This window comes from Cellulomonas sp. ACRRI (assembly GCF_022346185.1).
GTDB lineage: Bacteria > Actinomycetota > Actinomycetes > Actinomycetales > Cellulomonadaceae > Cellulomonas.
In genome coordinates, this window is the sequence record NZ_JAKRMS010000138.1 from 1 (window position 1) to 11,239 (window position 11,239).

The following is an 11,239-nucleotide window of genomic DNA, read 5'->3' on the forward strand; positions in this document are numbered from 1 at the left end:
GCGCGGGGTCGGGGTGGGACGGCGCGGGCCGGTGGGCCGGGGCTGCGCCCGGCGGCGGTGCCGGACAGTCAACCCCGGCACCCCGTGGTCGAGTCAATAGCCAGAATCCTGAGAGTTCAGTAGGCAATGAAGGTTTTACGTGCGGGACACAGGACGCGGGTGCCGCGACCCGGGTCGGCGGTGGTTCGATGGGCCGCGTGATCCACACGACCGACTACGTGCTGACCGACGAGGGGCGCGTGCGTGACCTGGTGCGCCGGCACGGGTGGGCGACGCTCGTCTCGGTGACGGACGACGGGCCGGTGGCCTCGCACGTCCCGGTGCTGCTGGCCGAGGACGTCGCGCTGCCCTCGGGGGCCGCCGGCGGCCCGCCGGCGCCCGCTGCGGCCCCGCGCCCCGCCCGCGACGCGCACGGGCTGCCCGACCGGTTCACGGTGCCGTCCGCCCCGCTCGCGCTGCTGTCGCACCTCGGCCGGCCGGACGAGGTGCTGCACCAGGCGGCCGCCGGCCGGGAGCACCTGCTGATCGTCGAGGGCCCGTACGGCTACGTCTCTCCCGGCTGGTACGGGTACGCCCCGGCGGTGCCGACCTGGAACTACGTCGCGCTGCACCTGTACGGCACGCTGGAGCTGCTCGACCCGGAGGACTCGTACGCGGTCATGGGGGCCACCGTCGACCGGTACGAGGCGCCGATGCCCGAGCCCGTGCGGATGCCCGACGTCGAGGGCTACGCCCGCCGGATCGCGCCCGGCGCCGTCGGGTTCCGGCTGTCCGTGACCCGCTGGCAGGGCAAGGCCAAGCTCAGCCAGGACAAGCCGCGCGCCGTGGCCGAGCGGGTCGTCGAGCACCTGGGCACCGACCCCCGCTACGCCGAGCCGGCGCTCGCGGCCGAGATGCGCGCCGAGCTCGACCGCCGGCCCGACTGGACCTGACCCCCGTGCGGGTCGCGCGTGACCGACGCGCGACCCGCCGCCGACCCCCCGGACAGAGACGAGACCAGCGTGCGCACCGGACCGCTCCTCCTGACCCACGCCCGCCTGCTCGGCGCGGCCCGCACCGTCGACGTGCTGCTGCGCGACGGCCGGGTGCACGCCGTCGGCCCGGACGTCGCGCGCGGCGTCGGCGCGGGAGTCGAGCAGGTCGACCTGGACGGCCGCACGGTGCTGCCGGGGCTGTGGGACGCCCACACGCACATGACGCAGTGGGCGCTCGCCCGGCAGCGGCTCGACGTCTCGGCCGCGACCTCCGCGGCGCACGCGATCCGCATTGTGCTCGACCGGCTGGCCGCGCGGCCGGTCACGCCCGGCACCGCCCTGGTCGGGTACGGCTTCCGCGACGGCCTGTGGCCGGACGCGCCCACCGCGGAGCTGCTCGACGCCGCGGTCGGCGACGTTCCGGTGATCCTCGTGTCCGGCGACCTGCACTGCGCCTGGTTCAGCACCGCCGGCCTCCGGTACGCCGGCGTCGCCGGCCACCCGACCGGGCTGCTCCGCGAGGCCGAGTGGCTGCCGCTGACCAGCGTCGTCGACCACGTGCCGGACGACGTCGCCGACGCGTGGGTGGCCGAGGCCTCCCGCGCCGCTGCGGCGCGCGGCGTCGTCGGCGTCGTCGAGCTCGAGATCACCGAGAACCTCACCCCGTGGCGCCGGCGGATCGCCGCCGGGAACGACGCGCTGCGGGTGCGCGCCGGCGTCTGGGAGCCCTACCTGGACCGGGTGCTCGCCGAGGAGCTGCGGTCCGGGGACGTGGTCGTCGGCACGGGCGGGCTGCTGCAGCAGGGGCCGCTCAAGGTGGTCACCGACGGCTCGCTCAACACCCGCACCGCGTTCTGCCACGACCCGTACCCCGGCCTGTCCGGCGCCGACGCCTACGGCGTGCTGTCCGTGCCGCCCGAGCACCTCGTCCCGCTCATGGCGCACGCCACCCGCAAGGGCCTCACCTGCGCCATCCACGCGATCGGCGACCACGCCAACACGCTCGCCCTGGACGCGTTCGCGGCCTCCGGCGCACGCGGCTCCGTCGAGCACGCCCAGCTGCTCACGGACGCCGACGTGGCGCGGTTCGCCTCGCTGGGCGTCGTGGCCTCGGTGCAGCCCGAGCACGCGATGGACGACCGCGACGTCGCCGACCGGCACTGGGCCGGCCGCACGGGGCGGGCGTTCGCGCTGGCGTCGCTCGCCGCCGCGGGCGTCGAGCTGGTGCTCGGCTCGGACGCCCCGGTGGCGCCGCTCGACCCGTGGATCGCGGTCTCCGCCGCCGTCGAGCGGACTCGCGACGGGCGGGAGCCCTGGCACCCGGAGCAGCGGCTCGACCTGCTCACCGCGCTGCGGTCGTCGGTCGACGGGCAGCCGCTGACGCTCGCGGTGGGGGCCCCGGCCGACCTGGCGGTGCTGGACGCCGACCCGCTGTCCCCGGGGTCGCCGCTGCGGGAGATGCCCGTGGCGGGGACGCTGCTCGGCGGACGGTGGACGCACCGGGGGTTCTGAGCGGGCCGCCCGGTCGCCGTCGAGCCCCCGCCACCGGACCGGCCCACCCGGACGGGGTCGACCGATCGGGTGGTCCGCCCAGCGGGGCCTGGGTGGTAGCACCCAGAGGTCCCGGGCCGGCGACCGTACCGGGTCGTACCGTCCCGGCACATATGCGCCCTGACCTGCATGTCCTCGCCCCGCACGGCATCGGCGGCCGCACCGCGCTCGGATTCCACCCGCGCGACGGCCGGCCGGTCGCGTGCTGGGTCGTGCACCCCACCCGCCGCGAGCCCGGGGTCGTGCGCCGGCTCGAGCGGTACGCCGCCGCGCTCGGCCTCGGAGAGCTCGGCGCCCCCGCGCTGACCGAGGTCGACGACTACCGGGCGGCGCTGACCGCGGCGGGCGGCTGGGCCACGCTGTGGGTGGGCGACGAGGTCGAGCTGGCCGCGGAGCACGACGACGCCTGGCTCGACGCGCTGCTCGACCGCGGGTGGGCCGTGGTGGTCGTCGGGTACACGACGGACCTCGCCACCTGGGACAACCCCGCGATCATGGCCCACCTCGCCGGGGGTGGCAGCGCGCACGTCGGGGTGGTCCGGGCCGCCTGACGGACGCGCGCGCCGAGCGGTCCCGCGGGGTCGGTAGGCTGTGACCATCCCCACCGCCGCGAACCAGGGAGCTCACCCGTGGGACGAGTCGTCGTCGATGTGATGCCCAAGCCGGAGATCCTCGACCCGCAGGGCAAGGCCGTCGCCGGGGCGCTGCCGCGGCTCGGGTTCGGGCAGTTCACGTCCGTCCGCCAGGGCAAGCGGTTCGAGCTCGAGGTCGACGGCCCCGTCACCCCCGAGGTCCTGGCCGCCGCCGCCGAGGCCGCGACCCAGGTGCTGTCGAACCCCGTGATCGAGGACGTCGTCCGCGTGGCCGACTCCGAGGCCGACGCAGCCGGGACCGTGCTGTCCGAGGGCCTGGCCTGATGACGAAGATCGGCGTCGTCACCTTCCCGGGCACCCTGGACGACCGCGACGCCGCGCGCGCCGTGCGCCTCGCCGGGGCCGAGCCCGTCGCGCTCTGGCACGCCGACGCGGACCTGCGCGGCGTCGACGCCGTGGTCCTGCCCGGCGGGTTCTCCTACGGCGACTACCTGCGCGCGGGCGCCATCAGCCGGTTCGCGCCCGTCATGGGCGAGGTCGTCGAGGCCGCCGGCAAGGGGATGCCCGTGCTCGGCATCTGCAACGGCTTCCAGGTCCTCACCGAGGCGCACCTGCTGCCCGGCTCGATGATCAAGAACGACCACCTGCACTTCGTCTGCCGCGAGCAGGTGCTGTCCGTCGAGCGCGCCGACACCGCCTGGACGAGCGAGTACGCGCAGGGCGAGCGCATCACGATCCCGCTGAAGAACCAGGACGGCCAGTACGTCGCCGACGAGCACACCCTCGACGAGCTCGAGGGCGAGGGCCGGGTCGTGTTCCGCTACGAGGACGTGAACCCCAACGGCTCGCGCCGCGGGATCGCCGGCATCAGCAACGCGCGCGGCAACGTCGTCGGCCTCATGCCGCACCCCGAGCACGCGGTCGAGGCGGGCTTCGGCCCCGACGGCGCCCGCGGCCCGCGGTCCGGCACGGACGGCCTCCGGTTCTTCACCTCGGTGATGCGCGCGCTCGTCTCCTGACGCCGCGCCGCCGGCTGCGGGCGTCGAGCGAGTACCCGACGCGTCGAGCGAGTAGTCGGCGCATGCTCGCTCGACGCGTCGAGTGCACGCTCGCGGTCGGCCGCCGGGTCGGCGGGGGGCGGCCGTCGGTCGGGGCCGGGCGCGTCACCGGCGCCCGGGATGTGGACACGGTGCTGCCGTGCCGGGCGGGGCGCGGTTAGGCTGCCCGCGTGTTCCTGAGCCGGGTGTGTTGTCGCTGAGCTGACGACCCCGCGCGCCCGCGGCCGGACGGCCCTCGCCGCGCACCCCGCCTCACCCCGAGGACACCACCGACATGGCTCAGCCCGTGCTGGACCGCGCGCTCGCGGTCGCCACCCGTCACGTCCCCGCCGCCCGCCGTGCGGCCGCCGCCCGCCTCGCGCCGGTGCCGCCGGCGCCGGATCCGGCCGCGCCCGCCGCGCCGACGCCGGCGTCGACCGTGCCCGCCTCGCCCGCGTCCCCAGCCGATCGTCTCGTCGCCACCCGATCGATCCACGGGCGGCGCGACGATCCGGTGGAGATCGCGATCGAGCCGCACGCCGTCGCGCCCGCGGCGGGGGCGCCCGGGGCAGGCCGGGCGGTCGTCGTGCACGTGGGGGCACCCGCCTACGGCGTGCGGACCGTCGAGCACCGGCCGGGGTCGGAGTCGGCGATCGCCGTCGCCGCCCGCACCGCCGACGTCATCCGGCTCGGGTTCTCCGTCGCGGTGCCCTCGGTCGGGGCGCTGGCGCGGGTCGCCGCGCTCGTCGACGACGCGCTCGCCGAGGCCGGCCGGGACCGCACCGAGGTCCGGGTGCTGCTCGACCTGGAGGTCGTGCTCGCCGGCGACGAGCGCACGGCCCGCCGCAAGCGCTCGCACCTGGAGTACCTGGACGCGCTCGCCGGGCTGTCGTGGGCGCCGGCCGACACCCGCGTGGTCACCACGGCCGACCGGCTGGTGGCGGAGGTCGGCGAGGTGGCCCGGCGCGCGGGCGTCGACGGCGTGGTCCTGCACCCGCTGTCCGGCGGCGCCGAGGTCGAGGCGGAGCTCCGCGCCCTGGTCGCCTGAGCCCCTCGAGTGGAAGGTCTGGCCGGACACGCCGACGGCGTGTCCGGCCAGACCTTCCACTCGCACGGAGGGCATCCGCCTGCGGGGAGGGCACCTACCCCTGACCCCGGGGCGCGGCCCGACGTTCGGCGGGGGGATGTTCGTGCTGGTCGGTGTCGGTTTCGTGCTCGCCGGGGCGAACGACCTCTGACGGCCGCGCCGCGTCCGTAGCCTCGGCGCGTGACGAGGCTCCGGCACTGGGCGCTGCTGGGCGTCGTGCTGCCGCTGTGGCTCGCGGTCGTGCGCGCCGCGGGGGTCCTGGGCTGGCACCTCGGCCTCGCGGACTGGCTCGTGCTCGTGGCCTTCTGGACCGCGATCACCCTGGTGCCGGTCCTGGTGCCCTGCCTCGCCGTCGCGCTGCTGGTCGGGGCCGGCGTGCTGGCCGTGGGTCGGCGTCTGCCGCCGCCCGGGTCCCGTGCCCGCACGGTCGTCGTGGGGGTGGGCGCGCTCGCGGTCGCCGCCGTGGCGACCGTCGCCGGGATGTGGCCTCAGGCGGTCTTCGCCGCGCCGTACGAGCGGGTGCCCGTCGCGCGGGCGGTGGCCACCGCGATGGCCTCCGGCGCGCCGCTGGTGGTGGCAGCCGTCGCCGCGTGGCGGCGCAGCGACCGCATCACGCCCCTGCCGCCGCTGCCGAGCCCGTGGGAGGACGACCCGGCGGACTGACCGACGCCGCGCCGCCCTCGCCGTCAGCCGCCCAGCGTCCCCAGGGCCTGCTCCAGGTCGTCGGCCAGGTCGTCGACGTCCTCCAGCCCGACGGACAGCCGCACCGTCGACACCGCGATCCCGACCGCCGCGCGCCCGGCGGGCCCGAGCTTGCGGTGCGTCGTCGTCGCCGGGTGCGTGACCAGCGACTTCGCGTCGCCGAGGTTGTTCGAGATGTCCACCACCCGCAGCGCGTCCAGCACGCCGAACGTCAGCGTCGTGGCCTCGGCGGGCGTCGAGCCCTCCGGCACCCGCAGGTCGAGCGTCACCACCGTGCCGCCGCCCGACTGCTGCGCGAGCGCGAGCGCGTGCTGCGGGTGCGACGGCAGGTACGGGTACCGGACCTGCGCGATCGCCGGGTGCCCCTCGAGGCGGGTCGCCAGCGTCAGCGCGGACGCCGTCTGGTGCCGGACCCGCAGCGACAGCGTCTCCAGCCCCTTGAGCAGCACCCACGCGTTGAACGCCGACAGCGACGGCCCGGTGTTCCGGATCAGCGTCTGCACCGGGCCGTGCACGAACGCGTCGGTGCCGAGGATCGCCCCGCCGAGCACCCGTCCCTGGCCGTCGATGTGCTTGGTCGCCGAGTACACGACCACGTCGGCGCCGAAGTCGAGCGGCCGGGACAGCACCGGGGTCGCGAACACGTTGTCCACGACGACGACGGCGCCCGCGGCGTGCGCGAGCCGGCTGACGGTGGCGATGTCGACCAGGTCCTGCATCGGGTTGGACGGCGTCTCGAAGAACACCACGTCCGCCGGGGTCGACAGCGCCTCCTCCCACTGCGCGGGCACGTGGCCGTCGACGTAGTCGGTGCGCACGCCCCACTTCGCCAGGATCTCGTCGAAGATCACGACCGACGACCCGAACAGCGCGCGCGCCGCGACGACCCGCGAGCCCGACCGGACCAGCGCGGCCAGCGCCGTGAACACCGCCGACATGCCGGACGCCGTGGCGTAGCAGGCCTCCGCGCCCTCGAGCAGCCGGAGCCGCTCCTCGAACGTGGAGACCGTCGGGTTGCCGTACCGGGAGTACAGGAACCGGTCGGCCTCGCCCGCGAACGCCGCCTCCGCCTCGGCCGCGCGGGAGTAGACGTAGCCCTGGGTGAGGAACAGCGCCTCGGACGTCTCCTGGAACGGCGTGCGGACGGTGCCGCCGCGCACGGCGAGCGTGTCGGGGCGCAGCTGCTCCCGGGGGAGCCGGTCGTCCCGCCAGTCGGCCGGTCCGGGCGCGGTCCGGCCGGTCACGCCTCCCGCCACGGCAGGCCGGCGGCGCGCCAGCCCTGGTGCCCGCGGCGGCCGTCCGGGCCCACGTCGCCCTCGAAGCCGGTGAGGACGTTGTACGCCGGGCCGAGGCCGGCGGCGGTCGCGGTCACGGCGGCCGCGACCGAGCGCACGCCGGACCGGCAGAGGAACACCACGGGCCGCGGGTCGTCCGCCGTGACGCCTGCCGCGGCGAGCCCGTCGAGGAACGCCGGGTTCGGGCGGCCGAACGCGTCGACCCACTCGACGAACGCCGTGCGGCCCTCGCCGGCGTCGGCGGTGTCCGGCACGCCGATCGTCTGCCACTCGCCCTCGGTGCGGACGTCGACCAGGACGGCGCGCTCGTCGGACAGCAGCAGGTCCCAGGCCTCCTGCGGGGTGAGGTCACCCGCGTACGGCGCGGTCACAGCGGGCGCACCGGGTTGCCCGGGGCCGTCGCGGCCGGCAGCACGACGGCCTGCGCGACGATCACGCGCTCCCCGTCGAAGGTCGCGGCGGGCCCGCCGTGCAGCTCGTAGCCCTCGGCCAGGGCGGCGCTGACCCGCTCGCAGAACGAGCGGTCGTCGGGCCCCGTCAGCAGGCGGTAGCGCAGGCGGTCGTCGGTGTCGGTCATGCCTCTCCTCCATCGGATCTGGCGGAAGCACCCTCGGCCGGCCCCGGTGGGGGTCCGCGGGTTGCTGCGGCGTCGACGAGCCAGATCTCTCGGCCGCTCTGGATGGTGCGGCGATGCTACGCCATCGCCGGCACCAGGATGGACGCCCTCCCGCGCCCGGGTGAACCCGTGTCGCACCGTGGACCGCGGTTGACACCTGCGCGCGGACCGCCCCATCCTCGGACGAGGTCATGAGCGCCAGCGCGAAGCCCCGGCTCGCTGGCCGGCAACCCTCCCACCGCGGCGGGGTGCCCCGGGTGACGACCTGGCCGTCCACCGACCGGTGGCCGGCAAGCGCGGGGTCGCCCGGTCCGTCGGGCCCCCACCGATCCGCTCGGGGGTAGTCCCATGTCCGTCACCGCCATCACCTCGTGTGCCGAGACCGCCCTGCTGCCCGTCGTCGGCGGGGACACGCGCGTCCCGCTGGTCGACGGCCGGTCCGTGCCGTACGCGAACCTCGACTACGCCGCGTCCGCTCCGGCGCTCGAGTCCGTCGCCGCCCGGGTCGTCGAGGTGCTGCCGCTGTACGCCTCGGTGCACCGCGGCGCGGGGTACCTGTCCCAGGTGTCGACGGCGCTGTACGAGGCGTCCCGGTCGACCGTGGCCCGGTTCGTGGGCGCGCGACCCGATGACGTCGCCGTGATCACCCGGAACACCACCGACGCGCTCAACCTGCTCGCCGGCTGCGTGCCGGACGGCGGCCGGGTGCTCGTCCTGGACGTCGAGCACCACGCCAACCTGCTGCCCTGGGTGCGCTCGGTCCGGGGCTCCGGCCGCACGGCGACGATCCTGCCCTCGGCCCCGACCGTCGCGGAGACGCTGACCGCGCTGCGCGACGAGCTCGCCCGCCAGCCGTACGCGCTGGTCACGCTCACCGGCGCGTCGAACGTCACCGGCGAGGCGCTGCCGATCGCCTCGGTGGTCGCGCTCGCGCAGGAGGCCGGCGCGCGGGTGGCCGTCGACGGTGCGCAGCTCGTGCCGCACCGCGCGTTCTCGCTCGCGGACAGCGGCGTCGACTACGTGGCGTTCTCCGGGCACAAGACGTACGCCCCGTTCGGGGCGGGCGCCCTGGTCGGCCGGCGGGACTGGCTGGACGCCGGCACGCCGTACCTGGCCGGGGGCGGTGCGGTCCGCGACGTGCGCACCGACCGCACGCTCTGGCAGCCGGCGCCCGCCCGGCACGAGGGCGGCTCGCCCAACGTGCTCGGCGCGGTGGCCCTCGCCGAGGCCTGCGACGCGCTGTCCGCGCTGCCCGCCGGGGCCCTGGTCGAGCACGAGCGGGCGCTGCGCGAGCGGCTCGTCGACGGCCTGGCGGGGATCCCGGGGGCCCGCGTTCTGCGGCTGTGGTCGGACTCGACCGACCCCGTCGGCGTGGTCGCGTTCACGCTCGGCGACCACGACTCCGGCCTCGTGGCGGCGTACCTGTCGGCCGAGCACGGCATCGGCGTGCGGGACGGCCGGTTCTGCGCGCACCCGCTGCTGGCCCGGGTCGGCGTGACGGGCGGCGCGATCCGCGCGTCCGTCGGGGTGGGGACGACCACGGAGACGGTCGACCGGCTGCTCGCCGGGCTGCGCGCGTACGTCACCGACGGGCCGGCCGCGGAGTACGAGGTCGTCGACGGCTGCTGGACGGTCGCCGACGACACCCGGCCGCGGCCGGCCGTGACCGGCATCGACGCGATCGCGGCGACCGCCGCCGCGGCCTGCGGGCCCGCCGTCGAGGACTGAGACCCGGCGCCGGGCGGCCCGCGCAGGGGGCGGGTCACCCGGCGCCGTGGGGCGTCGTCAGCGGACGACGACCCCCAGGTGCGCCGCCAGCGCGCCCGCCAGGTCCAGCAGCTGCGCCTGGCTGATCGTCGCGCCCTTCAGCCCGGCGGTGCCGTCGATGCCCGCGAGGTCCGCGCCGCGCAGGTCGACGTCCCTGAGCTGCGCCCGGGTCAGGTCGAGCCGCCCGACCCGGCAGTCCTCCAGCCGGACGCGCGCCGCGCGGACGCCGGCCAGGTCGAGGTCGCCGATGGTGCAGCCGACGAGGCGCACGTCCTGCAGCCGGGCGTCGCGCAGGTTGAGGTAGTCGATCTTGCCGCCCTCGACGGTCACCCGGTCCCAGGAGCCGCCGAACGCCTCGAGCGCGCCGAGCCGGCAGCCCTCCAGCGTGACGTCCCGCCACGTGCCGGAGCGCGCGCGCAGCATCCCCGCCCGGCACTCGGTGAGCGTGGTGTCGACGAGGTGCGCGTGGTCGAGCTCGGCCCCGTCCAGGTCGCACGCCCGCAGCAGGCACTCGATGAACCGGGCGCTCTCCGCGTCGGCGCCGGCCAGGTCGAGACCGTCGAGCAGGAGGCGGTCGTAGTCGCCCTCGGGCTCGACGGGGCCGGGGTAGGGCTCGAGCAGGTCGGTGCGGGGCGCGGGCATGGGTCCAGCGTCGCACCTCGGGACCGGGGCTGTGGACGACGACCTGTGGCAGCAGGCCGTGGACCGCGACCGCGAGCGCCGCGAGCGGCTGGAGGAGGCCACCCGGCACGAGATGGAGATGGAGCGGTTCTGGACCCCCGAGTACGAGCGCCTCACCCCCGCGCCCGCACCTCCGCCGTCAGGTGCGGCTTGCGGCGCTTCGCGTCCCACGCCGTCACCGACCACACCCCGTCCCCGGCCGCCGCGACGCGCACCACGGGCGTCGACGGCAGCAGCACCGGCGAGGCGAACTCGACGTCCCAGTCGTACGCGTCCCCTCGCCGGGCGCCGACCGCGGCGAGCGCCCGCGCGGCGGTCAGCATGCCGTGCGCGATGGCCCGCGGGAAGCCGAGCGCCCGGGCGGTGAGCGGGTGCAGGTGGATCGGGTTGGCGTCGCCCGACACCGCGGCGTACCGGCGGCCGGCCCCGGCGTCGAACGCCCACCGGCCGGTGGGGACCGGCGCGACGAACTCGGGGCGGGCGCCGTCCTCCGGCTCCGGCCCGGGTACCCGGACCCCCGGTGCCAGGTAGGTCGACACCCCGCGCCAGGCGGGCGGCTCGTCCGCGGGCGCGTCCGCGCGGCGCACCTCGGCGACCAGCTCGACCTGCGCGCCCTTGCGGTGCGGCCGCAGGTCCTGCGCCCACGTGCGGATGTCGAGGGCGTCACCGACGCGCAGCGGGGCCCGCTGCTCGACCCGGTTCGCCAGGTGCACGATCCCGAGCGGCGGCATCGGGAAGTCGGGTCGCACGATCAGCGCGATCGCGGCCGGGAACGCGAGGACGTGCACGTAGCCGGCGGGCAGCACGTCCGTCGCGGGCTCGCCGACCAGGTGCTGGTACGCCGTGAGCTGCGCCGGGTCGGGGACCACGCCGCCGAGGCGGTGCTCGACGGCGGGCAGCGCGGCGACCGGGGGTGCGTCGGACGCCGCGCTGCCC

Annotated in this window: 13 protein-coding genes and 2 riboswitches; of the genes, 8 read left to right on the forward strand and 5 right to left on the reverse strand. The window is 76.8% G+C overall.

The window, feature by feature from the left end; translation table 11 throughout:
* Positions 1-197: 197 nt before the first annotated feature.
* The 7 genes from MHY85_RS18050 (at position 198) to MHY85_RS18080 (ending at position 5,905) form a co-directional block, all read left to right on the forward strand.
* On the forward strand, positions 198-932 hold the full coding sequence (locus MHY85_RS18050) for an FMN-binding negative transcriptional regulator (protein WP_239199037.1): 735 nt from the start codon (positions 198-200) through the stop codon (positions 930-932).
* Positions 933-1,001: 69 nt separating this feature from the next.
* Entirely contained in the window at positions 1,002-2,486 is a 1,485-nt protein-coding gene (locus MHY85_RS18055) for an amidohydrolase (protein ID WP_239199040.1), read from the forward strand.
* A 152-nt stretch (positions 2,487-2,638) separates the two neighbouring features.
* Entirely contained in the window at positions 2,639-3,076 is a 438-nt protein-coding gene (locus MHY85_RS18060; protein ID WP_239199043.1) for a hypothetical protein, read from the forward strand.
* Positions 3,077-3,154: 78 nt separating this feature from the next.
* Positions 3,155-3,442 (forward strand): phosphoribosylformylglycinamidine synthase subunit PurS, encoded by a 288-nt coding sequence (purS, locus tag MHY85_RS18065; protein WP_154729127.1) that lies wholly within the window; start codon positions 3,155-3,157, stop codon positions 3,440-3,442.
* Entirely contained in the window at positions 3,442-4,137 is a 696-nt protein-coding gene (gene purQ / locus MHY85_RS18070) for a phosphoribosylformylglycinamidine synthase subunit PurQ (protein ID WP_239199046.1), read from the forward strand. Before purS ends, purQ begins: the two co-directional genes overlap by 1 nt.
* Positions 4,138-4,450: 313 nt before the next feature.
* On the forward strand, positions 4,451-5,203 hold the full coding sequence (locus MHY85_RS18075; protein ID WP_239199049.1) for a hypothetical protein: 753 nt from the start codon (positions 4,451-4,453) through the stop codon (positions 5,201-5,203).
* A gap of 219 nt (positions 5,204-5,422) precedes the next feature.
* Positions 5,423-5,905: a hypothetical protein gene (locus MHY85_RS18080; RefSeq protein WP_239199052.1), complete on the forward strand. Its 483-nt coding sequence runs from the start codon at positions 5,423-5,425 to the stop codon at positions 5,903-5,905.
* 23 nt (positions 5,906-5,928) lie between these two features.
* Here MHY85_RS18080 and MHY85_RS18085 read toward each other — a convergent pair whose 3' ends face one another.
* Genes MHY85_RS18085 through MHY85_RS18095 form a run of 3 tightly spaced genes read right to left on the reverse strand, consistent with a single transcriptional unit; the run spans position 5,929 to position 7,816 of the window.
* On the reverse strand, positions 5,929-7,188 hold the full coding sequence (locus MHY85_RS18085) for an O-succinylhomoserine sulfhydrylase (protein WP_374234023.1): 1,260 nt from the start codon (positions 7,186-7,188) through the stop codon (positions 5,929-5,931).
* Positions 7,185-7,610, reverse strand: coding sequence for a rhodanese-like domain-containing protein (locus MHY85_RS18090; RefSeq protein ID WP_239199055.1), 426 nt, complete (start codon positions 7,608-7,610; stop codon positions 7,185-7,187). Before MHY85_RS18090 ends, MHY85_RS18085 begins: the two co-directional genes overlap by 4 nt.
* Positions 7,607-7,816: a DUF1737 domain-containing protein gene (locus MHY85_RS18095; protein ID WP_304518996.1), complete on the reverse strand. Its 210-nt coding sequence runs from the start codon at positions 7,814-7,816 to the stop codon at positions 7,607-7,609. The genes MHY85_RS18090 and MHY85_RS18095 overlap by 4 nt, the downstream gene beginning before the upstream one ends.
* A 6-nt stretch (positions 7,817-7,822) precedes the next feature.
* Positions 7,823-7,925: riboswitch (SAM riboswitch) on the reverse strand.
* A gap of 117 nt (positions 7,926-8,042) precedes the next feature.
* Positions 8,043-8,158: riboswitch (SAM riboswitch) on the forward strand.
* A gap of 45 nt (positions 8,159-8,203) precedes the next feature.
* Between MHY85_RS18095 and MHY85_RS18100 the strand changes: the two genes are divergently transcribed.
* Positions 8,204-9,583, forward strand: coding sequence for an aminotransferase class V-fold PLP-dependent enzyme (locus MHY85_RS18100; protein ID WP_239199058.1), 1,380 nt, complete (start codon positions 8,204-8,206; stop codon positions 9,581-9,583).
* Between the two features lie 57 nt (positions 9,584-9,640).
* Here the strand turns inward: MHY85_RS18100 and MHY85_RS18105 are convergent, their stop codons facing one another.
* Positions 9,641-10,264, reverse strand: a complete 624-nt coding sequence (locus MHY85_RS18105; RefSeq protein WP_239199061.1) for a pentapeptide repeat-containing protein — start codon at positions 10,262-10,264, stop codon at positions 9,641-9,643.
* Between the two features lie 152 nt (positions 10,265-10,416).
* Positions 10,417-11,239: MaoC/PaaZ C-terminal domain-containing protein (locus tag MHY85_RS18110; RefSeq protein ID WP_239199064.1), on the reverse strand; the 823-nt coding region annotated here is incomplete at its 5' end.